The 24,302-nt window shown below is 44.2% G+C and carries 24 protein-coding genes; 17 read left to right on the top strand and 7 right to left on the bottom strand.

Annotated features, from left to right (window positions below):
• Positions 1–24 precede the first annotated feature (24 nt).
• Both RTR63_RS05190 and rubA read right to left on the bottom strand, forming a co-directional pair.
• Complete coding sequence (locus tag RTR63_RS05190) at positions 25–1,476, bottom strand: FAD-dependent oxidoreductase (RefSeq protein WP_312523071.1); 1,452 nt, start codon at positions 1,474–1,476, stop codon at positions 25–27.
• A 21-nt stretch (positions 1,477–1,497) separates the two neighbouring features.
• The gene (rubA, locus tag RTR63_RS05185; RefSeq protein WP_036589380.1) at positions 1,498–1,662 is read right to left on the bottom strand and encodes a rubredoxin RubA; all 165 of its coding nucleotides are present in this window, start codon (positions 1,660–1,662) and stop codon (positions 1,498–1,500) included.
• Positions 1,663–2,046: 384 nt separating this feature from the next.
• Between rubA and RTR63_RS05180 the strand changes: the two genes are divergently transcribed.
• Positions 2,047–2,583 carry an adenine phosphoribosyltransferase gene (locus RTR63_RS05180; protein ID WP_312523069.1) on the top strand — a complete coding sequence of 179 codons (537 nt, stop codon included), beginning with the start codon at positions 2,047–2,049 and terminating at the stop codon, positions 2,581–2,583.
• 116 nt (positions 2,584–2,699) lie between these two features.
• Here RTR63_RS05180 and RTR63_RS05175 read toward each other — a convergent pair whose 3' ends face one another.
• A complete protein-coding gene (locus RTR63_RS05175; RefSeq protein ID WP_312523067.1) occupies positions 2,700–3,638 on the bottom strand; it encodes a transaldolase in 939 nt (312 codons plus the stop codon).
• A gap of 395 nt (positions 3,639–4,033) precedes the next feature.
• Here RTR63_RS05175 and pheA point away from each other — a divergent pair, with 395 nt between their 5' ends.
• The 7 genes from pheA (at position 4,034) to RTR63_RS05140 (ending at position 11,656) form a co-directional block, all read left to right on the top strand.
• Positions 4,034–5,134 carry a prephenate dehydratase gene (pheA, locus tag RTR63_RS05170; protein ID WP_096488894.1) on the top strand — a complete coding sequence of 367 codons (1,101 nt, stop codon included), beginning with the start codon at positions 4,034–4,036 and terminating at the stop codon, positions 5,132–5,134.
• Positions 5,135–5,188: 54 nt separating this feature from the next.
• Positions 5,189–6,274: a histidinol-phosphate transaminase gene (gene hisC / locus RTR63_RS05165; RefSeq protein ID WP_312523065.1), complete on the top strand. Its 1,086-nt coding sequence runs from the start codon at positions 5,189–5,191 to the stop codon at positions 6,272–6,274.
• Positions 6,275–6,278: 4 nt separating this feature from the next.
• Positions 6,279–7,169 (top strand): DMT family transporter, encoded by an 891-nt coding sequence (locus RTR63_RS05160; RefSeq protein ID WP_101963733.1) that lies wholly within the window; start codon positions 6,279–6,281, stop codon positions 7,167–7,169.
• The gene (locus RTR63_RS05155) at positions 7,170–9,404 is read left to right on the top strand and encodes a bifunctional prephenate dehydrogenase/3-phosphoshikimate 1-carboxyvinyltransferase (RefSeq protein ID WP_312523063.1); all 2,235 of its coding nucleotides are present in this window, start codon (positions 7,170–7,172) and stop codon (positions 9,402–9,404) included. It abuts the gene before it with no gap.
• A gap of 227 nt (positions 9,405–9,631) precedes the next feature.
• Positions 9,632–10,528: an EamA family transporter RarD gene (gene rarD / locus RTR63_RS05150; protein ID WP_312523089.1), complete on the top strand. Its 897-nt coding sequence runs from the start codon at positions 9,632–9,634 to the stop codon at positions 10,526–10,528.
• An 11-nt stretch (positions 10,529–10,539) separates the two neighbouring features.
• Positions 10,540–11,067 (top strand): dihydroneopterin aldolase, encoded by a 528-nt coding sequence (folB, locus tag RTR63_RS05145; RefSeq protein WP_312523061.1) that lies wholly within the window; start codon positions 10,540–10,542, stop codon positions 11,065–11,067.
• A gap of 40 nt (positions 11,068–11,107) precedes the next feature.
• Positions 11,108–11,656, top strand: coding sequence for a 2-amino-4-hydroxy-6-hydroxymethyldihydropteridine diphosphokinase (locus RTR63_RS05140; RefSeq protein WP_312523059.1), 549 nt, complete (start codon positions 11,108–11,110; stop codon positions 11,654–11,656).
• On the opposite strand, the gene RTR63_RS05135 is transcribed toward RTR63_RS05140, so the two are convergent.
• Together RTR63_RS05135 and RTR63_RS05130 are read right to left on the bottom strand one after the other, a co-directional pair.
• Positions 11,653–13,353 (bottom strand): sigma 54-interacting transcriptional regulator, encoded by a 1,701-nt coding sequence (locus RTR63_RS05135; RefSeq protein ID WP_312523057.1) that lies wholly within the window; start codon positions 13,351–13,353, stop codon positions 11,653–11,655. The genes RTR63_RS05140 and RTR63_RS05135 overlap by 4 nt on opposite strands.
• Positions 13,354–13,511: 158 nt before the next feature.
• Positions 13,512–13,793 (bottom strand): subtilase-type protease inhibitor, encoded by a 282-nt coding sequence (locus tag RTR63_RS05130; protein ID WP_203171869.1) that lies wholly within the window; start codon positions 13,791–13,793, stop codon positions 13,512–13,514.
• 418 nt (positions 13,794–14,211) lie between these two features.
• Here RTR63_RS05130 and RTR63_RS05125 point away from each other — a divergent pair, with 418 nt between their 5' ends.
• The 6 genes from RTR63_RS05125 to iscX all read left to right on the top strand — a co-directional run bounded on the left by RTR63_RS05125 (position 14,212) and on the right by iscX (position 19,226).
• Entirely contained in the window at positions 14,212–15,261 is a 1,050-nt protein-coding gene (locus RTR63_RS05125; RefSeq protein WP_312523056.1) for a ribonuclease Z, read from the top strand.
• A gap of 222 nt (positions 15,262–15,483) precedes the next feature.
• The gene (locus RTR63_RS05120) at positions 15,484–16,605 is read left to right on the top strand and encodes a Re/Si-specific NAD(P)(+) transhydrogenase subunit alpha (RefSeq protein ID WP_203171873.1); all 1,122 of its coding nucleotides are present in this window, start codon (positions 15,484–15,486) and stop codon (positions 16,603–16,605) included.
• A 43-nt stretch (positions 16,606–16,648) separates the two neighbouring features.
• Positions 16,649–17,011 carry a proton-translocating transhydrogenase family protein gene (locus RTR63_RS05115; protein WP_204156067.1) on the top strand — a complete coding sequence of 121 codons (363 nt, stop codon included), beginning with the start codon at positions 16,649–16,651 and terminating at the stop codon, positions 17,009–17,011.
• An 11-nt stretch (positions 17,012–17,022) separates the two neighbouring features.
• Entirely contained in the window at positions 17,023–18,411 is a 1,389-nt protein-coding gene (locus RTR63_RS05110; protein WP_156652118.1) for an NAD(P)(+) transhydrogenase (Re/Si-specific) subunit beta, read from the top strand.
• Between the two features lie 88 nt (positions 18,412–18,499).
• Positions 18,500–19,012 carry an acyl-CoA thioesterase gene (locus RTR63_RS05105; RefSeq protein WP_312523052.1) on the top strand — a complete coding sequence of 171 codons (513 nt, stop codon included), beginning with the start codon at positions 18,500–18,502 and terminating at the stop codon, positions 19,010–19,012.
• A gap of 13 nt (positions 19,013–19,025) precedes the next feature.
• Positions 19,026–19,226, top strand: coding sequence for a Fe-S cluster assembly protein IscX (gene iscX, locus RTR63_RS05100; protein WP_007116656.1), 201 nt, complete (start codon positions 19,026–19,028; stop codon positions 19,224–19,226).
• Positions 19,227–19,455: 229 nt separating this feature from the next.
• On the opposite strand, the gene dapE is transcribed toward iscX, so the two are convergent.
• Complete coding sequence (gene dapE, locus RTR63_RS05095) at positions 19,456–20,694, bottom strand: succinyl-diaminopimelate desuccinylase (RefSeq protein ID WP_312523050.1); 1,239 nt, start codon at positions 20,692–20,694, stop codon at positions 19,456–19,458.
• 168 nt (positions 20,695–20,862) lie between these two features.
• Here dapE and RTR63_RS05090 point away from each other — a divergent pair, with 168 nt between their 5' ends.
• Positions 20,863–21,477, top strand: coding sequence for a LysE/ArgO family amino acid transporter (locus RTR63_RS05090; RefSeq protein WP_409418197.1), 615 nt, complete (start codon positions 20,863–20,865; stop codon positions 21,475–21,477).
• Here the strand turns inward: RTR63_RS05090 and RTR63_RS05085 are convergent.
• A complete protein-coding gene (locus tag RTR63_RS05085; protein ID WP_312523046.1) occupies positions 21,463–22,077 on the bottom strand; it encodes a 2OG-Fe(II) oxygenase in 615 nt (204 codons plus the stop codon). The genes RTR63_RS05090 and RTR63_RS05085 overlap by 15 nt on opposite strands.
• Positions 22,078–22,210: 133 nt before the next feature.
• Between RTR63_RS05085 and RTR63_RS05080 the strand changes: the two genes are divergently transcribed.
• Positions 22,211–23,098 carry a 23S rRNA (adenine(2030)-N(6))-methyltransferase RlmJ gene (locus RTR63_RS05080; protein ID WP_036604382.1) on the top strand — a complete coding sequence of 296 codons (888 nt, stop codon included), beginning with the start codon at positions 22,211–22,213 and terminating at the stop codon, positions 23,096–23,098.
• 129 nt (positions 23,099–23,227) lie between these two features.
• Positions 23,228–24,154 carry a CDP-diacylglycerol--serine O-phosphatidyltransferase gene (pssA, locus tag RTR63_RS05075; protein WP_222118086.1) on the top strand — a complete coding sequence of 309 codons (927 nt, stop codon included), beginning with the start codon at positions 23,228–23,230 and terminating at the stop codon, positions 24,152–24,154.
• The last annotated feature ends 148 nt before the right edge of the window (positions 24,155–24,302 follow it).

Raw genomic sequence — 24,302 nt, 5'->3', positions numbered from 1 at the left:
TGACCGGTTGCACGAGCGTGGCTACTAAGACAGCCAATCCGCCACTTGCTTGGTTAACGTTAAGCGCTGTTTTGCTGCTTCTTTACCGGCTAATACAAACCCTAAAATGCTATGAGGATCATCTTTTGGATGAGCGGTCATGACCATGCCATCAGTGGTTTGGGTCGTTTGCCAATCCAGTTGATCGTCACTGTACTGCCCTGATACAGGTAATACCACCAAAGGCAAACTAGGTGTTTTGATAGCCACTGGCATGGCAGGATACGCCACTTTGGTCGGCGCCATGTTAGGGTCAGCCAAGGTTTTTGCCAATGCTTTGGCTTGGTTCATCAATGGCATGACATAGGGCATGTAGCTACCCATCACGTTGGCACAATCGCCAACGGCATAAATATGCTTTGCCGATGTGGCTAGATAGGCATCGACCTTGATGCCTTGCTGCACTGTTCTTGGCAAATGGGTTATTGTAGGATTGATGTGCTGTGACGATGCTATGGCAATGTTCGCTGATGCGGCAAGGTCAGTATTAGCCACCAAACCAATCGCTATCAAAACAATATCCGCCTCAAAGGTTTGTGATTGCTTATCCCTGTCAAAAGAGATGGTCACGGTTGCATTATCGCTTGTTTCAATATTTGTAGTAATATTTTTATTAAGGTTTGTCGTGATACTGGTGATATCAGTGCCTAAATAAAATGTCACCCCTGACTGAGTCAAAGCGTCTTGTAGCATGATACCTGCTTGGCTAGGGAGTTGCTGAGCCAGTGGGCGTGCTGCTTTATCAAAGACGGCCACTGTGATATCAGCGGTCTGGTTACCGGTATTTTGACCAATCAAATCATTGGCAAATTCACAACCAATCAACCCTGCACCAATAATCGCTACCTTAATGGGCGCTGATTTTTGAGATTTTAGGGTGTTTAGGCGCTGCTGAAAGCTTTTGTACTCATCTAAATGATTGACGGCAAAAATGGTTTGATGATTGACCGCTAGATTGGGTAACATTCTAGAATGCGCACCTGTTGCCAATACCAAATCTCGATAAGCAAGCGTTGTTTGAGAAGCTTCATTGACTAGCGAGTGAACCTCAATAACTTGTTCATCGGCATTAATATCAGTGACTTGATGAAAATTTAATAGGGTCAAGTTTAACGTTTCTGCCATTTTTGCCGCGCTCGCATTGGCGATGGTGTCGGCAAGTTTGTTTTGCGCATAGGCATTTGACAAGGTTGGCTTGGCGTAGCTATCACCACTGTCTTGACACACCATGACGATAGGCAAGCTAGTCGTTAGCTTTCTGAGCTCACGCGCTAGCGTATAGCCCGCCATGCCTGAACCAATAATAATTACAGGTTGTGGTTGTGTATTTGACAGTTGCGCAATAGGCGCATCATTTGAACTGATACTGTCTAAACTTGCACTATTGTCACTGGCACTATCGACACTCGCATTATCGGCATTGTTAGTTGATTGCATGATAAAACCCTATTATATTTATTATAGTTCAATCATTTCAAAGTCCACTTTACTGACCCCACATTCAGGGCAAGTCCAGTCTTCGGGAATATCTTCCCAGCGTGTACCCGGAAGGATGCCTTCTTCTGGGCAGCCCAGTGCCTCATCATACACCCAACCACACACGATACATTGATATTTTTTCATTGATAACTTTCCCTATATTAGTGGTAACTTTTGCTATTGAAGATAAGGATAAAAATTGCAATTACAATGCCGAGCAGTATGTTAACCATGCAAAACTCACGCAATCCCCTAAAAATTTAACTTGCGATAGTTTACAAGTATGCACTGAAACAAGCAAGCCAATGACAGGCAACATTCAACCTCATACTGCAAATCTTTAAATCAGTTCGCCCAATCACAGCCTATTAATCATGGCTAAAGTAATGGCTTAACGCCATCCATGACCTTGATTGGCTCAGCATGAAAAAATTGCTAAAATAAGGCACGCTTTAGCAATTTTTACTTAATTTTTACTTAACACTTAATTTTACTTAACACTTATTTTTTCTGAACTCGGTCAATCCTATGCAATCGACTAGCACCCCTGATTCACCACACCCATTTTGGCAAATCATCAGAGTGGTACCTGATTTTCCCAAACCAGGCATTGCGTTTTATGATATCACGCCATTATTGCGCGCTCACGTCAATGCGGTAATCGATGCGTTACTGGCAGCGATACCACAGCCAGTGTTTGATGCGGTTGATTGTTTTGGCGCCATTGAAGCGCGGGGGTTTATTTTTGCTAGCCTGTTGGCGGGTCGGACAGGCAAAGGTATGGTGTTGGTACGCAAAGAAGGCAAGCTGCCACCGCCTGTGGCGAATAAAAGCTATGCGCTAGAGTATGGTAGTGATACTTTAGAGATGCAGGCGGGACTTGTGCCGGCGAATGTGTTGTTGGTGGACGATATATTGGCGACAGGCGGTACTTTGAGCGCCGCGGTGGGGCTTTGTGAAGCCGCAGGGCATCAGGTGTTAGGCGCACTTGTACTGCTTGATTTGGTGAATTTGCATCAACCGCTAGATATGCCACTTTATACCGTGTTGCAAGCTAAAGGCTAATGGGGTGGCATAGGGCTAATCATGATTAAAGAACATGATTAGCCGCTAACAAAAATTTAATGAACCAAGCTTTATTCATTAAGGCTTTATTCATTAAGGCTTTATTCATTAAAGCTTTAGTTAATCAAGCCTCTCAAGGTTTGCTCTAACGCTTCTCGAGCTTGGATAAAGCCTTCAATACCAGCAGATAATAATTCTTGGCTGATAGGATCAAGCGCATGTTGTTCGGCAAATTGTGTCTCATCGAGGGTTTCCTTTTTGAGGTCAATAAATTTCATGTCTGGGAATAGCTGACGCTCGACTTTGACGTCCATCGTGGCAAGTTGGTCTAGCAAATCAGGCGCAATCGTTAATAAATCACAACCTGCCAAAGCTAATATTTGCTCAATACTGCGAAAACTCGCGCCCATGATTTGGGTGGTGTAGCCATGCTGTTTGAAGTAATGATAGATAGTTTTGACTGAGTTCACGCCTTTATCACGGCTGATTTCGATGCTATCGAGTCCTTCATCTTTTTTCTGCCAATCCAAAATCCGTCCGACAAATGGCGAAATCAAGGTAACATCGGCATCGGCACAGGCTTTGGCTTGGTGCAAGCCAAATAGCAGCGTCACATTACAATGGATACCTTGTTGCTCTAGCGCTTTGGCAGCTTGGATGCCTTCCCAGGTGCCAGCGATTTTGATGAGTACGCGTTTTTTATCAATCCCAGCGGCTTCATAGGCTTTGATAAATTGCTGCGCTTTGACAATGGTGCCATCGGTATCGTAAGACAACCTTGCATCCACTTCAGTGGAAACACGACCATCAATCAGTTTTAAAATTTCGGTGCCGATATAAATGGTGAGCTCATCAATCACCGCCTCCATATCATTGGGGTATTTTTGTAATGTCTCAATTAAAATAGGCTGCATTTGTGGCGCTGACAATGCCTTGGTAATCAAGCTTGGGTTGGTGGTCGCATCGACTGGTTTTAAGCGGGCAATCGCTTGCAAATCCCCAGTATCTGCCACAATGGTTGTCATCATTTTTAGTTGGTTTAAGCTGCTAGTCATGTACTTTCCTAAATGTCAAATTGCTGCATGTCTCTGATAACCTATCAGGGACAAAATGGTATGGTTTCATTCAATGTTAGTTAACTTACCTTAAAAGCTATCACAAACATTGTGACAATCGCTAGTTTTTTTTCTATTTTGCAAGTATTTGTTAAGCATCAAGCAGAAAAATCCAATTTTTTTTAGGGTATGCCAAAAATATTGTGTCTATATCACTATTTGTGATGAAAAAGCGCCGAGCGAAACTCGATTAACAGGCGTGATTTGTGCTAGTATTAGGCAATTTCTGCTATAAAGCCATTTGGTAACTTTGTATATTTCAAGCTAGGCTGCCTGTGATTTATGACCCCCAGTCCTATCGCGCAGGTCAGTGTTGACTGTTGAGTTGTAATTTTATGAACGAACAAACGATGAGCAATGATGAATTAATGGGACTTCGCCAAAAAATTGATGAAGTGGATGAAAAAATCCAGCGATTAATCAACGAGCGAGCAGGCTACGCGGTGCAAGTAGCCAAAGCCAAAAAGACGCAAGAGGACAATCCGATTTTTTATCGCCCAGAGCGAGAAGCGCAGGTGCTAAAAAAAGTGATGGCGCGTAATGAGGGTCCACTACCTGCCGATAAAATGGCACGTTTATTCCGCGAAATTATGTCAGTATGCTTAGACTTAGAAGCGCCACAAAAAATTGCTTATCTGGGTCCTGCAGGCACCTTTACTCACATGGCAGCGCTGAAGCATTTTGGTAAAGCCGCCACGACAGTGCCGCTATCAACGATTGCTGATGTGTTTCGTGAAGTCGAAGCCGGCTCTGCGATGTATGGCGTCGTCCCTGTGGAAAATTCGTCAGAAGGCGTGGTCAATCATACGCTTGATGGCTTTTTATCGTCCGATCTGAAAATCATTGGTGAGGTAGAATTACCGGTGCATCATCAATTTTTGGTGGGTGAGCATACCAAAGTGGGCGCAATTTCAAAAATTTATGCCCACAGCCAAGCGCTTGCCCAATGCCGCCAATGGTTAGATACCCATTATCCCAATGTCGAGCGTGTGGCAGTCTCTAGCAATGGTGAAGCGGCGCGGCGTATCAAAAATGAGTGGCACTCAGCCGCCATTGCAGGGGAAGTGGCAGCAAGCGAATATAATTTGCACAAACTATTTGAAAATATCGAAGATACCCCGTCCAATACCACCCGTTTCTTAATCATTGGCCGCGAAGCAGTAGCGCCGTCAGGTCAAGATAAAACCTCGATTTTAGTGGCAGCCAAAGATCAGGCGGGTGCGCTGATTCAAATACTGCAGCCACTCGCAAAACATGGGGTGTCAATGACCAGTATCGAAACCCGACCAGAGCGTCCAAACAAATGGGCGTATGTGTTCTTTATTGATATGCTCGGTCATATTGACGATGCCAACATGCAAGCCGCCCTCGCTGAGATTCGCCCGCAAGTCAAAGATTTACGGGTATTAGGCGCTTATCCAAAAGCGGTGATTTAACCGTTTTTGGCAATAAAATTTTATCAGTATCAATCATCAACTAAAGGTTTTGATATGACGATCCAATCGGTCAATCACAGTATTGAGCAGTTAAAAGCTTATGAAATGGATAAATCCAATGAAGAGCTGACCCGTGAGTATGGCTTGGGTGACATCGTTAAATTGGCGAGCAATGAAAACCCCACGGGCTGCTCGCCACACGTGACCTTGGCAATCACGTCAAAACTGGGCGAATTATCGCGTTATCCTGATGGCGCAGGGCAGGGGCTTAAACAAGCGTTAGCCGATTTTTTGGGCTGTGAAACAAAACAAATTGTGTTGGGTAATGGCTCTAATGAGTTACTCAATAACATTACTGCAAGCTTTGCCGATGGCGATGATGTGATTGTGTATTCTCAATACGCGTTTTCGGATTACGAATTGGCGTCTTTGGGTATCAATGAGCGAACCCAACAAGTTGCTGCCAAAAATTTTGCCCATGATTTGCCTGCGATGCTTGAGAGCGTCAATCAAACTGCCAATTGTAAAATGGTGATTATCACCAATCCCAACAACCCCACAGGCACCGTGCTCGCCAAAGATGACTTGATTAAATTCATCAAAAAAGTGCCATCGGAGGTGTTGGTGGTGATTGATGAGGCTTACATCGAATTTGTGCCAACGCTCAGCTGTGTAGATTTGATCCAAGAGTATGATAATGTCATTGTGCTACGTAGCTTTTCCAAAGCTTATGGACTGGCAGCCTTGCGCATTGGTTATGCCGTAAGCAGCGCAAGCATTGCTGAGATTTTAAATTATACGCGCCAGTCGTTTAATACTAGTACATTGGCGCATGCTGCCGCCACAGCAGCGATTAAAGACCAACATTTTATTAACCAATATTTGGCGTTTAACCATGAGCAAAAACAAGCCTTATATGATGGCTTGGATAGCTTAGGTGTCGTCTATGTCAAATCAGCGACCAACTTTGTGATGGTCAATGTCGGCGATGGCATGGATGTCTACCAAACTTTGATTGAGCAAGGCGTGGTAGTGCGACCGATGGTTGGTTACGGTCTGCCAGCCTGGATACGTGTGAGTGTGGGTTTACCTGAAGAAATTAATCGTTTTTTAGATACGTTGGCGCAGGTATTGAGCTAAGCCAATGTTAGAAAAAAATCGTGAAGTATTTTGGCATTTTTTAGCGTTATTTGTGGTCATCGTTTGGGGAACAACATTAGCAAGCACCAAGGTGCTGCTGGCGGATATGTCACCCATTCAGATTTTGCTGTATCGGTCGTTATTTGCCTATGGGTTATTGTTTGCCATGTCACCTAGACTGCAAACCTTTAGTAGTGTAAAAAACGAAGTGTTGTATTTTTTGTCGGGGCTGTGCGGTATCACCTTGTATTTTTTGCTAGAAAATACCGCATTGCTATATACCTATAGTAGTAATGCGGCGCTGCTAGTCACAGCATCCCCCTTGTTTACGGTGCTGATTGCCAGTTTTATCATTAAAACCCATGCCTTTAGCAAGTTGCTGTTGATAGCCTGTGTGATGGCGTTGGTTGGCGTGGCATTAGTACTGGCTAATCAGCCGATGAGTTTAACCAATGGCATGCTAGGTAATATTTTAGCGATATTAAGTGGGTTGGCGTGGTCATTTTTTGGCTTTGCTAACAGTGCAATTAAAGATGCGCTCAACCCGATGGTACGCATGCGTAAAGTGTTTTTGTATGGCATAATCACCGCGTCGCTGTATATGCTTGTGACAGGTGAAGGCTTTATCAACCTTCATGCGTTTACGCCCATTAATCTGGCAAATTTACTGTTTTTAGGTGGTATCGCTTCTGCCTTGTGTTTTGTGTTGTGGACCAATGCCAATAAGCATTTGGGCGTGGTGAAAACCTCGCTGTATATTTATTTTATTCCGCTCATTGCGGTATTGTTGGGTGTGGTTTTATTGGGCGAAACAATCACCATCACCACTATGTTGGGTGGGATTTTGATTGCGCTCGCAGTCTTTTTAGCAAATTATAAAAAATCGGTAAGTTAAATGTTTGAAAAAGTGTGTTTTATTGGGCTAGGGCTCATCGGCGCAAGTTTGGCACAAGCCATGCGTGATAAAAAATTGGTCAAATCAATTGTGGCGGTCAGCCGTTCACAATCAACCATTGATAAAGGTATCAACTACGGACTGCTTGATGCAGGATTTGATGATGCTGCCCTTGCGGTGCAAGGGTCAGACTTGGTGGTGATAGCCACGCCGGTAAAGGCGGTCAAAAAAATTTTTGAACAAATCAAACCCTTTATTACCGATAAAACCATCATCATGGATGTGGGCAGTACCAAAGGCAATATCATTGCAGACGCCAGCGCGGTATTTGGTGAGGATATGCCCAAAGGTTTTGTGCCCGCCCATCCGATTGCCGGCGCAGAAAAATCAGGGATTGATGCGCGTAATGCCAAACTATTTGATAACCACAAAATCATCTTAACGCCCCTCGATACCACGAGCAAACAAGCGGTTAAAAAAGTGATTGCGCTATGGGCACAGACTGGCGCAGAAGTGGTGACCATGTCAGCGGATTATCATGATAAGGTGCTCGCGCGTACCAGTCATTTACCCCACTTGCTAGCCTACAATCTAGTCGCGCAATTAGCCAAGCACAACGACAATATGGATATTTTTCGTTTCGCGGCGGGTGGCTTTCGGGATTTTACCCGTATCGCCGCCAGCGACCCAACCATGTGGCATGATATTTTTTATGCCAATAAAACCGCGTTACTCGATGCCATTGATGAATTTAGTGAGCAATTAAGCCAGTTGAAAGCAATTATTGAAACCAATGATTCTGAGCGGATGCTGGGTATATTGACCCAAGCCCAAGCCGCCAGGCAACATTTTGGACATATGTTAAATAAAACGCCTTATTTGGAAAAACAAGCCATGAAGCAAACTTACGTTATCGCCCCAGCGCAACAATTTGAAGGCAGTCACACCGTCGCAGGTGACAAGTCTATTTCTCACCGTTCGATTATGTTTGGTTCGTTAGCCAAAGGCACCACCACGGTTACAGGGTTTTTGGAAGGTGAAGACGCACTCGCTACTTTGCAGGCCTTTCGCGATATGGGCGTAGTGATTGAAGGTCCAAACCAAGGCAGAGTAGTGATTCATGGGGTTGGATTACATGGGTTAAAACCCTCGCATGATCCGCTATACATGGGTAATTCAGGCACCAGTATGCGCTTGTTATCAGGTATTTTATCAGCACAAAAATTTGATTCGGTGATGACGGGCGACCCGAGTTTATCCAAACGTCCAATGGAACGGGTCGCCAAGCCTCTGCGGGATATGGGTGCCAAAATCCAAACCACGGGCGAAAAAGGTACACCGCCGATTAGTATCACAGGCAACCAAACTTTAACAGGTATCCGCTATGAAATGCCGATGGCATCAGCGCAGGTGAAATCGTGTTTGCTGCTAGCAGGGCTATGGGCACAAGGCACTACCACGGTAATTGAGCCAGAAGTGACGCGCGATCACACCGAGCGCATGCTGACGGCATTTGGTTATCCTGTGACAGTATCAAAAGTGCACAATGGCAATCAAATTAGTGTAACAGGGGGCGGCGAATTAACGGCATGTGATATCGCAGTGCCTGCTGATATCTCATCGGCGGCATTTTTTATGGTCGCAGGTGCCATCGCCCAACAAGGCAATGTGACCATCAAAAAAGTGGGCATCAATCCCACGCGCACCGGCGTGATTGATATCTTAAAGCTGATGGGTGCTGATTTGACATTGCTCAATGAAACCACCGTTGGCGGTGAGCCAGTTGCCGATATTGTGGTGAAATCTTCAAAGTTGCAAGGTATTGAGATTCCTGAGCACTTGGTGCCACTCGCCATTGATGAATTCCCTGTGCTGTTTGTGGCAGCAAGTTGTGCCACGGGGAAAACGGTGCTACATGGCGCAGCTGAACTGCGCGTTAAAGAATCTGACCGTATTCAAGTCATGGCAGATGGGTTAAAAACCTTAGGAATTGCCTGTACCGTACTCGATGATGGCATTGAAATTGAAGGTCGCGGTGATGTGGCACAGGTATTTGGCGGTGGTGAGATTGAATGTCACCATGACCATCGCATTGCCATGAGTTTTACTGTGGCAAGTTTGCGCGCAAGCGATACGATTACCATTCATGGTACCGAAACGGTCAATACTAGCTTCCCTAACTTTGCTGAACTGGTCAATAGTGCAGGATTGCAAGTTAAAGTAGTGACTGACTAAACCCTAGGTGAGCTAAATTTGTATCACTGTCGCAAGTCTTTACATGGATGACATGAAAACTAAGATAGACTATGACTTTCTTAGTTTTTACTTTTTTATAAAAAATAAAATTTATCGTTGTGTTAATGAAAAATCAAATCCCCAAAAATCAAATCCTTAAAAGTCAAATCCCCCAAAGTCAAACCATTGATATCATCAATAGTGACATTCCGACCCGTGCTGTTGATATGACTGACCATGAAAAACCAACCATAGTGACCACCCCCAAAGGGGTATTGACCGCACTGGCTGCTTTTTTAATTTGGGGGTTTTTCCCGCTGTATTTTAAGCTACTCAAAGATTATGATGCGATTGAAATCATTGGGCATCGAATTATTTGGACGTTTGTCACGATTTTACTGATCATGATAGTGACTAAAAACTGGCACTGGGTGAAAGTGATTCAAGCCAACCCAAAATGGCTACTTTATACTGCCGTTTCGGGGACGATTATCTCGGTCAATTGGCTGGTGTACGTGTGGGCGGTCAATCATGATCAGATTTTGGAAGCCAGTTTGGGCTATTATATTGGTCCGTTGATGGGTATTTTACTATCGCTAGTGGTTATCAAAGAAAAACTGCGTCCTTTGCAATGGATGGCAGTGATTTTGGCAGCGATAGGCGTGGCGATTCAGTTGGTCGTGCTGGGTAAATTGCCGTGGGTATCGTTATTGTTGGCGAGTAGCTTTTCTGTGTATGGTTTGATGCATCGCCATACGCCGGTTGATGCGCTGTCTGCGATGTTTATCGAAACGGCATTATTGGTGCCGGTATTTATTGGCTGGTTCGCTATGCATGATGTTGCTAGTAGTCAATTAGATTTTTGGCTGTCGCCATCAATTTTTTTATTGATGATTGCAGGGCCTGTGACCTTGATACCACTATTGATGTTTAATAAAGCTACCAAAATGGTTAATTTTAGTTTATTGAGCTTTTTAAATTATTTGACCCCGTCCATGATTTTTTTATTGGCGATATTTTTGTATCATGAGCCTTTTAACATTTATAAATTGATTACCTTTGCCTTTATTTGGACAGGGTTGGTATTTTTTAGTTATGATTTAATCAAACAGCGAAATACCTAACGAGAGTAAAAATGACGACACCAGAAACCACCCAACAAACTAAGCTTGAAACGCCCCACAGCACCACGCAAGCCCCCACACAAAAAACCATGCATGAATCACTATATTCAGCGGCGGATGCCTTACATGCGATTGCAAACGAAAAGTCCAACAGTCAGCCAATTAAGCTGACGGGCAATTCAACGGATATGGTATTTGTGAAGGGTCTCAAAGTCGATGCCGTGATTGGCGTGTATGAGTGGGAGCAGCAAATAACCCAACCGTTGATTTTTGATATTGAAATGGTGGGCTGTCAATACCAAGCGTCGCAGACTGATAATATTGAAGATGCCATCAATTATAAAAGCGTCAGTGAACGCGTGGCTGAAGTGAGCATTGCCAACAAAGTGGCGCTGTTAGAGCGGTTAGCGCAATTGGTCGCTGAGATGATTTTGGCAGAATTTGCCCCAGAAAAAGTCACAGTGACGATTCACAAACCCACCGCCATCAAACAAGCCGATAGTGTGGGGGTTAAAATTACCCGTTTTCAGCAAAATTAATTAGCCTAAGCAAAAAATATGTTTATTTGAGCATTTGAGTATGAGTGTACCACCGCGTGATGTCATAGTCATCGAAGCCTGTGTTTTGTCGTTAGCCAGTAATGTCAAACAACCTTATTATTTACAAAAAGCCAAAGACTGGCTGCAAAACTTTGGCACTTTGACCCTCAGCGCGATTCATAGTAGTGAAGATACTTGTAGTGATGACAATTTACACGATGACTTAAACAAGCAAACATCCAATACACCGGTTTATTTTAACCAAGTGGCATATTTAGACTTTGCGCAGCCAATAGATTATTGGCAATGGCTACAACTCACCAAGCAGTTTGAACAGCAACAAGACAGACTTCTGTACCAAAAACCCGCTGTTACATTAGACATTGATATCATTGCGGTAAAATGCCTGCATCAAATTGGCAATATCGACAATAAACTCGATGAAAAAGGCAATCGATTCGTGCTATTTGCTAAATCAGCAAACCAGTGGTTAGGCATCCGCCGGCGTTTTCCGCTAGCTTGTTATGACCAAGTAGGGATAGTAGATTTATCAAAAAATATCGATTTGTCCTTTATCCGAAGTTTTTAATCCTCATCGCTATCACTATGAATATCACTGTCACTATCAATGCCCAATTTTTTCATACGGTAGCGAAGTGAGCGAAACGTTGTATTTAATAATTTGGCGGCTTGGGTGCGATTCCAGCCACTGTGGTTGAGCGCTGCGATAATGACTTTTCGTTCTTGATTCATCAAATATTCTTCCAGCCCTTCGGCAGGCAGCGGACCTTCTTCAGCAGAGGGCTGGGCTAAATTAGGCGCATTGATACTTCCTATCGGCGCGTTTAAGGTTAACGATTCATGGGTTAACGCTTCATGGTTGGATTGGGTCGGTGTGGGCGCAAGTTGAATATTGGGTTTGACTTTATAACCACTTGCAAACAAGTTGCTGCTATAGGAAGTATTGATGAGGCTGCTGGAAGCGGATTTAGCTTCAGCTAAGGGCGCAACTTTTGGCGTGCTCGGTTGACTCGGTGTTGATAACACGGAGTGATTGGGGGTTTCTGTGATTTCATGAGTTTTTTGGATTTCATGGATTCTAGGAGTGTCATGCGGTACGTTGGCGGCTGATAATGGCAAATTCAAATGATGGGCTTCAATCACATTACCATCAGCTAGGGTAATCGCGCGCTCTAAGATATTTCTTAATTCACGTACGTTGCCTGCAAAGTGATGGTTTGCCAATTGAACCGCGGCTTCATTCGATAATGTCGGTGGCTGCGCTAGTCCCCAATCTTCTGCAATCAAAGCGATAAAATGATTGGCTAACAGTAAAATATCATCGCGCCGTTCATTGAGGCTTGGTAATTTTACTTCAATCACGTTGATTCGATAATATAAATCTTGTCTAAATTCACCCGTTTCGACAAGCTTAGCCAAATTTTTATGGGTAGCGGATAAAAGACGCACATCCACGGCAATTTCTTGGGTGCTCCCAATGGGGCGGATTTTCTTTTCTTGAATCGCGCGTAATAATTTGACTTGCATGGAAATCGGCAAATCCGCTACTTCATCCAAAAATAGCGTGCCGCCATTTGCTTGTTGGAATAACCCTTCTTTGTCTGCGGTAGCGCCAGTAAAGCTGCCTTTTTTGTGCCCAAAGAACTCACTTTCCATCAGCTCTGATGGGATGGCACCGCAGTTAACAGGCACAAAATTGGCAGAGCAGCGTGGGCTTAAATCATGAATAAGCTTGGCAACGACTTCTTTACCGGTGCCCGATTCTCCCCACAAAAATACGGGCGCTTGGCTACGCGCCAATTTTTGGATGGTGGTTTTGAGCTGGGCAATGGCGTTAGATTGTCCGATTAGGCGATTGCTAAAAGGATCATAGACTTCTTTACAATTGAGTTTATTGGCATTTTCCGCCACCTTTAAGGCGTTTTCGACCAACTGGCGCAGCCGCGACAGCTCAAGCGGTTTATTAACAAAATCAAAGGCGCCCAATTTTAACGCTTCAATCGCCAAATCCATGCTACCGTGAGCGGTAATCACTGCCACGGGGGTCTTGGCATAATTTTTACTGATAAATTTAACAATATCAAGTCCTGTGCCATCAGGAAGTTTGAGATCGGTTAAGCAAAAGTCAAAACTATACGCTTGAAGATGGCTGATGCCGGTGGCATAGTCATAGGCGACTTTGGTTTCAATGCCCATTTTTTTGAGTGTCATCTGCATCAAGCGACACAAATCTACTTCATCATCAATAATCAGCGCTAATGCCATACAGATGCAAAACCTTTAACACAAAGTAATTAGAGGGGATTATAACACTTCGCTCATTTTATCGTCAGTAAGCTATGGCAAACAAGCTAGTGCAACGTTATGGCAGGCTAAATTATCATAGCCAAGTCATTTGCTAACCCAGTTACTTATTAACTCAGTTACTTGCTAGCGTCCGACCCACAAGCACCCTTGGTGATACTCATAGTCTTGTCCATAGCATTGCCGCCATTATTTGCCATACAAGCGTTGCCATAGGTTTGATAGTGGACGATGCCATTATTGATAGTTTTGACGCAGACAGGATCATATTGCATGGTGCACATCATCTCAGGTTTCTTGATGGGCTGAGGCATGGTTGTGTGGTTTTGCTGATCTGAGCTAACAGCTTGGCAGCCAAATAAACTTAATGAGAAACAGAGTGGGGTAAAAAACTTGAACATAGCATTTCCTTATTGTGTTCAGTAGGTGATATAAGAGGTGATACAAGCAGCATTGAGTATACCAAAACTCAGTGAAATCATCCCCAATAATAACCCACTTGCCAAATTATTATTGCTATTATCTGTTACCAAATCTTTAAAACTTAAGCAGGCAGCCCGCCGTCAGCCGTTGGACCATTAACCAAGCACGCCCCAAATCCGCCTATCGACAAGTACAAGGCTGATGGTTAAAACAGACTTGCCCATTTGGTCAGACACAGCATAAGAGGTAAAAGCTAAGGATTAAAAGGATGCGTTGAAGTCAATGTCATAGCCCAGTCAAAAGTTGTTGTGAAATTTGTTAGCGCATTTTATTTTATAGTTAAATTGATAAAGATTCACTATAACGATGTAACACTCGTTTGATCAAGAGGCAATCATGTTAACACTCACTTTTTTGGGTACATCAGCAGGGATACCCACCAAACACCGCAACGTCACCGCGCTTGCTGTATCACTCATCAATCCTTATAGCAAAGCAAAAAACGTCCCTTGGGTATTAGTGGACTGTGGGGAAGCCACCCAGCATCAATTACTCAAAACCCCGTTGTCCGTGATGCAGCTAGAATTGATTTGTATCACCCATGTGCATGGTGACCACTGTTATGGCTTGCCAGGGTTACTGGCAAGTATGGCGATGAGTGGGCGCAAGCATCCATTAACCCTTATCGCTCCACAAGCCATTGCCGATTATCTTGCAGCCGTGCAAGCCACGACAGCGCTGATGATAAGTTTTGACATTAATTTTATCGCCATTGAAAATAGAGCGCAGGGAGATAGTTACCAACCCATCACGCTGGATTTGACAGATGACCATCAGCTACAAGTTGACGTGATTGCGCTATCACACCGTGTCCCTAGCCATGCCTTTAAATTCACCCAGCGCCTGTCCAAAAAAACCTTATTGACCCAAAAACTCACCGAGCTTAACGTGCTAGATAAACGGCTATGGGGCAAACTTAAATACGGTATTGATGTCGATCTAGATGATAACACCTTGCTAAAATCCGCGGATTTTGTCACCACCACGCTGCATAAAACCGTGCTAATAGTCGCAGGTGACAATGACTCACCTGAGCTATTAGCCGATGCCATATCAGATACCGATGTGTTGGTACACGAGGCTACTTATACCCAAGCAATCGCTGATAAACGAAAAGTAGCCCCTCATTATTTTGACTCCATGCATTCAACCGCCAAGCAAGTTGCCGATTTTGCGCAGCTATCACAATTAAAAAACCTGATTTTGACCCATTTTAGCGCGCGTTTTCAACCTTTTGATAAACCTAGTAGCAAAACTTTTAATATGTCAGATATTCGGGCAGAAGTGGCTGCCAGTTATCAAGGTAATTTTTGGCTTGCCCAAGATTTTGATGAATTTGAAATCGACAATGGCAACCTTAAAAAACGCAATACGCAAATAAACTAACCCTCAAAAAGCTATCTTGTTAAAAGAAAATTTTGTAAAAAGTTTTATTGATAACTTTTTTTTATACGCACCAGTCAAATTTACTTGTTATTCCGCCTAGAATTATTTTGCATAATTAATTATATTTATGGTAATTTAATTATCATTTTTTTAATTTATAACTGTCTAAGCTAATCGTCAGTTGTGGATTGAGAATCCAACCGAACCGCTTGAGGAGAGTGTATGCAAATTGGTGTACCAAAAGAAACTGCATTATATGAAAATCGGATTGCGATTACCCCCGATACCATTAAAAAGTTCATCAAGTTGGGTCACAATATTGTGGTCGAACGCGATGCAGGTAAAGGTTCGTTTATTACCAATGATGCATTGGAACAAGCAGGGGCACAAATTGTTGAGGATGCGATCTCAACAAGTGATGTGGTGCTGACGGTCAATAGCTTGCCGATCGAACAAATCAACCAGCTAAAACAAGAAGCGATTGTCATCGGTATGATGAATCCGTATCGTAATGCCAATTTGCAGGACTATGCCAATCGCCACGCCAAAGTGTATGCCATGGAGCTATTGCCCCGAACTTTGTCGCGGGCACAAAACATGGACGTGCTGTCATCCCAAGCCAACTTGGCAGGTTATAAAGCGGTGATTTTGGCTGCCAACCAGTTTGGTCGTCCTTTCCCCATGTTTATGACATCGGCAGGTACGGTGAAACCTGCGCGTATTGTCATCCTAGGCGTGGGCGTCGCGGGTTTGCAAGCGATTGCCACCGCGCGTCGTTTGGGAGCGGTTGTGGAAGCCAGTGACTTACGTCCCACCGTGCGTGATCAAGTGGAGTCAGTCGGTGGTAAATGGCTCGATGTTCCCATGAGCGATGAGGAAAAAGCCAAAGCCAAAGACACAGGCGGCTATGCTTGGACACCGTCTGAGCAATATATCAAAGACCAAGCCGCGGTTGTCGATAAAGCAGTCAGCCAAGCAGATATCGTGATTACCACGGCTCAAATTCCTGGTCGCAATGCCCCGCGTTTGATACACCAAGCTACCATCGATAAAATGAAATCTGGCTCAATTCTACTTGATATGGCCGTAGAAACAGGCGGTAATGTGGAAGGCTCAGTGGTGGGACAAAATATCATCACCCCAAACGGTGTCACCATCATGGGTGTGCCCAATATTCCATCGACCTTGGCGGCACAGTCATCGGCATTGTATGCCAACAATTTATATAACTTTTTTGCAACCTTGATGGATGACAATAAAGTGTTTGCGCTCAATCCAGAAGATGAAATCCAAAAAGCCTTGCTGGTTACTAGCCAAGGTCAAGTATTGTTAGCCAGTCGCTAACCTAATTTTCATTTAATTTTACCTATCGAGGTTAGGAGGTTTTATGTTATTGACCCTATTAGCGTCTGCGACATCTGCCACTCCATTTGTGGCAATCTTTAGTATCTTTGTTTTGGCTATTTTTGTGGGTTATTACGTGGTTTGGGGGGTAACACCTGCACTGCATACCCCACTCATGGCGGTGACTAATGCATTATCCAGTATTGTCATCGTCGGTGCCATGCTGCAGACTGTCAGCATTGATGGCGATATGTTTACCCCAACCAGTTTATTGGGGGCGTTTGCGGTATTTTTAGCCAGCATCAATATTTTTGGTGGTTTTTCGGTGACGGAACGTATGCTAGCGATGTTTAAATCAAAAGATAAAAAAGCCAAAGCTGAGCCAAACAAAGAAGGAAATGCTTGATGAATGAGAATTTGAATTGGGTCGCCCAACATGCGGATTGGTTTTATTTGATTGGTGCGGTGCTATTTATTTTAACCTTACGGGGTTTATCAAGTCCAAAAACCGCCATCCGTGGTAACCGATTCGGTATGATAGGTATGGCGATTGCCATTATCACTACCTTTTTCTTGGCACCCAGTCCGGTATTTGTATTAATTGTTGGCGCGATGGTGCTAGGCGCGGTGGTCGGCACTTGGAAAGCACGTACTGTTGCCATGACGCAAATGCCAGAAACCGTGGCTTTGATGCACTCTTTAGTCGGTCTATCGGCGGTTGCCATCGCACTAGCGAGCGTGTTGCATACAGGCGTCGAGCATAGCACCATCGCGCGGTTTGAGTTGTTTGTGGGCTGTTTTATTGGTGCAATTACCTTCTCAGCGTCAATGTTTGCTTTTGGTAAATTGGCGGCAAAAAGCTGGGCAAAGACGATTAAAGGCAGTTGGGTAAAACCTGTCCAAGCGCTATTGTTCATCGCGATGTTAGCATTTGGTATTATGTATTTTACCACCCAATCTATGCCAGCGTTTTATGCCATGACCATTTTGGCTATTATTTTTGGCTGGATGTGGATTGCGCCGATTGGTGGCGGTGATATGCCTGTGGTGGTATCGCTACTCAACTCATTCTCTGGGTGGGCAGCAGCCGGTATCGGTTTTACCCTAGGTAACTCAATGTTGATTATCGCAGGGTCTCTGGTGGGTTCATCTGGGGCGATTTTGTCCTACATTATGTGTAAAGCCATGAACCGTTCACTGCTCAACGTATTGTTTGGCGGTATGTCAAGCAGCTCAGCCGCTGCGACAGAAGAAGATACCGGACCCAAAACTTACCGTACAGGCTCACCTGAAGATGCTGCCTTTATGATGGAAAACTCTAGCAGTGTCGTCATTGTGCCAGGCTATGGTATGGCGCAAGGCCGTGCCCAAAATGCGGTAAAAGAGCTTTATGAAATGCTCAAAGAAGAAGGCGTGGACGTGCGTTTTGCCATTCACCCCGTGGCAGGTCGTATGCCAGGTCATATGAACGTACTATTGGCTGAAGCAGATGTGCCGTATGAAGATATCTTAGAAATGGATGAAATCAATTCCGACTTTGCAGGTACAGATGTTGTGCTGATTATCGGTGCCAATGACGTGGTCAACCCAGCGGCAAAAGACGATCCAAACTCACCGATCTTTGGTATGCCAATTCTTGAAGCAAACAAAGCGCAAACCGTGATGGTCATCAAACGCTCAATGAGTGCCGGCTACGCAGGTCTTGATAATAGCTTGTTCTACATGGACAAAACCATGATGATCTTTGGCGATGCCAAAAAAGTAGTAGAAGACATGATTCGCCATATCAATGGTACAGGTCACTAAGTTTTTGTAACTTCAATCAACCCTGACTAACCAGTTTAGTCAGGGTTTTTTATTTGCTATAATCAGGCGGATATCACAAGGAAAATTCATGAATTTATTACTTCGTTACCTTATCTTATGTTTGATGCTAAAATCCGATAAAGCAAAGTCATCCAAACCAAGCTATAGCGATGCGATCATCCGCTACTATCGGATTTTGCCACATGATATGGGGTTTCGTCACCATGTGCCTAATTATCGCTACTTAAGCTTTATTGAGCTCAATATCCAGCAGTGGCTGATGCAGCAACGTCCAACGGACAAGCTAGGTTGGGTGATTGCATCGCAACAATTAACTTATATCAAAGAAAGCTTTTTGTTTGATAAATTGGCGCTTCGCAGTCAATTATTGGCTTGGGATAAAAAATACCTGTATTTTCGCCACGAGTTTTGGGTGAAAAATGACTTGTATGTGGTGGCACTGACCAAAATTGTATTGATGTTAGATGGGCAAGTGCAACCGACCAGCGTCATTGTACAGCAAGATGAACAAGCTCATCCTGTCATCAAAACCTGGCAAGACAATCTTAGCGAAATCAAAAAACTCACCCCCATCAAGTAACTGGAGAAAAAATATGTCCCTCAAATGGAACGACACGTTAGAAATAGCCATTCAACTGTCTGAAAAATACCCTGATGAAGACGTGCAATATATTCGTTTTACTGATTTGCATCGATATGTGACGCAGTTGGAAGAATTTGGCGATGACCCAACCAAATCGACCGAAAAACAACTAGAAGCGATTCAAATGGCTTGGCTAGACGAACTAGATTAAGCTGAATGCTAGATTCTTCTTCATGCTAAGTTGTTAATGACCAGCAGCTAAATTAATTTACCCATGAAAAATGACCCGCGTTTGCTTAATGCGTCAGCCAAAAAGTAACGGTTTTTGACATCATTTGACTTGGGTAAATAATCAGTTGCCACGCCCACGAAGATTGCCAACCTACCAAAATTAGCCGTATCACTGGGTTGTTAGCATGCAATATTTGAGTTAACAGTATTTAGTTTAACAGTAAGTTTTGTAATATTTGCTCATAAATTGCAGCAAGTTTGCCCAAATCTTCAACCTCTACACATTCATCAATCTGGTGGATGGTCGCATTACGCACGCCAAGCTCAACCACTTCAGGCGACCTATTTTCAACATTCAAGGTTGCGATAAAACGACCATCTGAGGTGCCGCCTGTGGTTGAAAGCTCTGTCTCTGTCCCTGTCACGGCTTTAATCGCGGATTGACAGGCGCGGACGAGGTTGCCTTGCGGTGTCAAAAATGGGTTGCCCGATAGTTTCCAATTGATGTGATAACTGGCTAAACCGTCTTGAAAATGCTTATCAAAAATCGCATGGGTAGTCGCTTTAAGTTTCTCATCGTTGGTCTCGGTTGAAAAACGAAAATTAAACTCGGCGCTTAAAGTTGCAGGAATCACATTGTTAGCCCCAGTGCCTGCATGAAGGTTGGAGATTTGCAGGGTGGTGGCGGGAAAATACGCATTGCCATTGTCCCAAGTTTGGCTACAAAGCTCGGACAGTGCTGGCAAAGCATAATGAATGGGGTTAACTGCCAAATGCGGGTAGGCAACATGGCCTTGTTTGCCGGTGACTGTCAAAATGGCGCCGAGCGAGCCACGGCGACCATTTTTGATGATATCGCCCAAGGTGTGAGTGCTAGAGGGTTCGCCAATCAAGCAATAGGTTATGGGTTGGTTGCGCGATTGCAATGTTTCCACCACTTTGATTGTACCGTTGACCGAAGGACCTTCTTCATCAGCGGTAATTAAGAAAGCAATTGAGCCGTGATGATTGGGGTGCTTGGCGACAAAGTTTTCAACAGCGACAGTAAATGCCGCAATCGCTGTTTTCATGTCTGCAGCACCACGCCCATACAGTATGCCATCTTTGATAGTAGGCTCAAATGGCGGATAGGTCCATTGGCTGACATCGCCCGTGGGCACGACATCGGTATGTCCTGCAAAACATAATACGGGCGCCTGCGCCTGCCCACGACCTTGACGAATTGCCCATAAGTTTTTGACTTCTGCTTCGCGTCCTGTTGCGCCTTTTTCACCAAAGTATAAAAACTCACAATCAAAGCCGAGGTGGTTAAGCCGCTCAGCCAGTATATTTTGACAGTCAAGGTCAGTCGGCGTCACTGATGGCTCGCGCATCAGCTGTAAACTTAGTGCTAAGGTTTGCGCTTGAAGGTGGTCTAAATCAGTGGCGTTACTGGCATAATCAGTCATTGTCGTTTCCTTAAAATCTCTCAAAAAGCTCGCTTATTTGCGTTGCATATTAGCATAAATTAGCGCCTTAGCGGGTCGCATTGTTCGCAATCGCTCAGCATTTTGGCTACAATACGCTTTTTTCTCACTGTGCTTTTTTGTGTTTTTTGCGAATGTTACTGGGGACGTGTGGTATCGATGAATATCTCTACTTTTTTAATGGGCATGAGCGTGTGCTTTTCGTTAATTTTGGCGATTGGGGCGCAGAATGCATTTGTGCTTAAACAAGGGCTAAAACAACAATTTGTGTTTATCGTGTGTTTGATTTGCGCGTTATCCGATGCGGTGTTGATTACGGGTGGCGTGTTTGGTTTTGGCAAACTGATTTCGCAATTCCCACTGATTATCACCATTGCCAAATACGCAGGGGCGTTGTTTTTAATTGTGTATGGTGCCCGAAGTTTTATTGCGGCTTATCAATCAAACCAATCGCTCATGGCGCAGGGTGAAGACGTTGGTAATTTAAAACAAGTGATTGCCATGTGCTTGGCATTTACTTGGCTCAATCCCCATGTGTATTTAGATACGGTGATTTTGCTTGGGACGATTGCATCACAGGTTACCGATAAACTGGCGTTTGCGTTGGGCGCAATTTTATCTTCGTTTATCTTCTTTTTTAGTTTGGGTTATGGTGCGCGTGTGCTGCAGCCGCTATTTGCTAAACCACTGTCTTGGAAAATTCTTGATATTCTCATCGGGATTGTGATGTGGGGGATTGCGGCAAGTTTATTACTGGCTAATTAACCCATCTTTTCTCATCCAAGTGGCAATGGAGAAGCGTTCACGATGGGTGATTGCGACTTGATGGACTAAGTTACTATTAAAAATCACCAATCTGTTACCTTGGGGCTGTAATTGTTGTTGTGTTTCATGCTGATCGATGACGACAATTTCACCGCCATCGTGCACGCCCCAACCCTCATTGAGATAAAAAACCGCCGATAACACACGTTCATCACGCCCTTGCGGATTGTCTGAATGCCACTGATAACCAAAACCTGCAGGGTAGCGGGCATAATGGGCTTCACTACGGCGAATGCCTGTGTATAAGGTTTGATTAAAAAATTGCGCGAGCTCATTAATCGCTTGTAGATACTGCATACCAATCGGACAGTGCTCATCAATCCAGCGCGTGCTATCCCCGCGAATGCTAGTGATTCGCTCACCCTGCGTCAAATTGGCGGCTTGGTAATCAATCAAGCCACTCTCTTTTTGTAACGCCTGAAAAAATTTGACGTCAAAACAGTCATCTAGCACGATAAACCCGTCATTAACCAAACCGTCAAGCTGTGCGTCATTTATTTTTCCAAACCAATTGGGCAGGATAAAATTCAACTCTGGCATATGCGCTATGTTTCCTCCACTATTGTTTAAACATTTAACTGGGCAATTTTTAGCAAAAACTTCTAGCAAAAACTTCGCCAATTTTTGATAGCTATGCTACCATACCTGCTAATTTGTTTACGAAAAATTTATTATGAATTATCAACACAGCTACCACGCGGGCAACTTCGCTGATGTGGTAAAACACGTTTTATTATTGCAATTACTTGAGATGATGAGCGCCAAGCCAAAACCTTATTATATTTTGGATGCGTATGGTGGGCGCGGTTTGTATTCACTGGCCAGTGATGAAGCCAAAAAAACGGGTGAAGCCATCCATGGCATTACCAAACTGCTAGCGCAAGATAATAGCCAAGCGCCACAGGCGGTGCAAACCTATCTACAAGATATTGGCTACGCCAAAAAATTCTACGATAAGCATGTGTATCCAGGTTCGCCTTGGTTCATTGCCCATCATATCGAAAAACAACAAGACGCTCACCCAGAAATTACCAATCGCGCCGAAGCGTTTGAATGGAAAGCAAGCGAGTTTGATGCGCTCAACTACCAACTGCACCAATTGCCCATTGGCGTGCAACATCGCAACGCCTATGAAGGAATTTTGGCGGTGCTACCACCGCAAGAAAAACGCGGGTTAATTTTAATCGACCCCCCCTTTGAACAGGAACACCGTGATTTTAGCGCGTTGGTAGATTTATTGGTAAAAGCGCATAAAAAATGGTCAACCGGGGTATTGGCACTTTGGTATCCCATCAAAAACAACGATGCGGTTGAGCTGTTTTATAAAAAAATGAAACGCACCGAAATCCGCCGTCAGTTGGTACTTGAGCTGAATATTTTCCCACCCGATTTGCCGATGGGTTTAAATGGGACGGGTATGTTGGTGATTAACCCACCTTGGCAATTTGATGCTAAAGCCGAAGAGATTTTGCAATATCTACAGCCAATTTTGCAGCATCCTGAAAGCCCACAAATGAGTGTGGAGCAGCGCACCAAAGTACAATGGTTGGTTGGCGAATAATGTCACACTTGGCGGGTTAACTGGTCACAAAACCCGCCAAATTTTGCAATTTGTTACCGAGCTCGATGCACTTAGCAATAAACGATTTATTATAGACGACCTGCAAGAGACAACCTGCAAGGATAATCAATGAATAACGATAATAACCAACCAACCCTTATCAAGACGCCCATCGACGCATTACAACAGCCGCAACAGCCGCAACAGCACACTAAGGATATCAATCCGATTCAGCTTGAGCATCAGCGTAACCGTGAATTGGCAGAAACCGATGACTACGATGGGCTCACCTTTGAAGTCATTGAAAATGCGCGTGTCGCTGACAAAACGATTGCGCAAAAAGGCGTTTATTTAATTCCCAATTCATTTACGCTATTGTCGCTGCTTGCGGCATTTTATTCGATTACCCAAAGCGCGTTGGGGGAAGGGCATTATATGCGTGCCTGTGTGGCGATTTTTATCTCGGCATTGCTAGATGGGTTAGATGGTCGGGCGGCAAGGCTGTTCAATGCACAAAGTCCCTTTGGCGAGCAGCTAGATTCGCTAGCCGACTGCATCGCGTTTGGACTGGCGCCTGCGTTATTGATTTATCATTATGCGTTAGAGCCGTTGGGGCGTATTGGTATCGCTTGCGCCTTTGTGTATGCTGCCTGTGCCGCGCTGAGACTGGCGCGTTTTAATGTACAAATTGGTGTTGTTGATAAAAAATACTTTGTCGGGGTAGCAAGTCCGTTAGCCGCTATTTTAGTCACGACGTTTGTGATGGTGCATATGGATTGGCAAGTTGAATTGCCGGCGACCAGTCCCGCTTTTCAAATTTTGGCAGCCATTTGGGTGGTGATAGCCGGCTTTTTGATGGTGAGTAATTTAAAATACTATAGCTTTAAAGAGTTTGATAAAAAGCGTGTCCCGTTTGTGGCATTGATTTTGATTGTGTTTGCGCTCGGTATCGTGCTGTATAATATTCCTGCAGGACTGCTCGCGATTAGCGTGATTTACGCCTTATCGGGCCCAGTAACTGCGGTTTGGAGCAAGCTTAAACGCAAACCTGTTTAGAGCTACTTTAGGTTTTTTTGTTTCAGTAGTAATTTTTTTTAGAAACGGATGTTCAAATAGTATAAAAACTGGCATGATGAGTGTATCGCTTTCATGCCCGTTTTTTTTGGGTAATATGATGCGTTGTTCAAGGATATGAACCATTAAT

It is taken from the genome of Moraxella sp. CTOTU47724 (assembly GCF_032014955.1).
Taxonomy (GTDB): Bacteria; Pseudomonadota; Gammaproteobacteria; order Pseudomonadales; family Moraxellaceae; genus Faucicola; species Faucicola tetraodonis.
The sequence above is the reverse complement of the archived record's forward strand: the minus strand, read 5'-3'. Positions and strand labels throughout refer to the sequence as shown.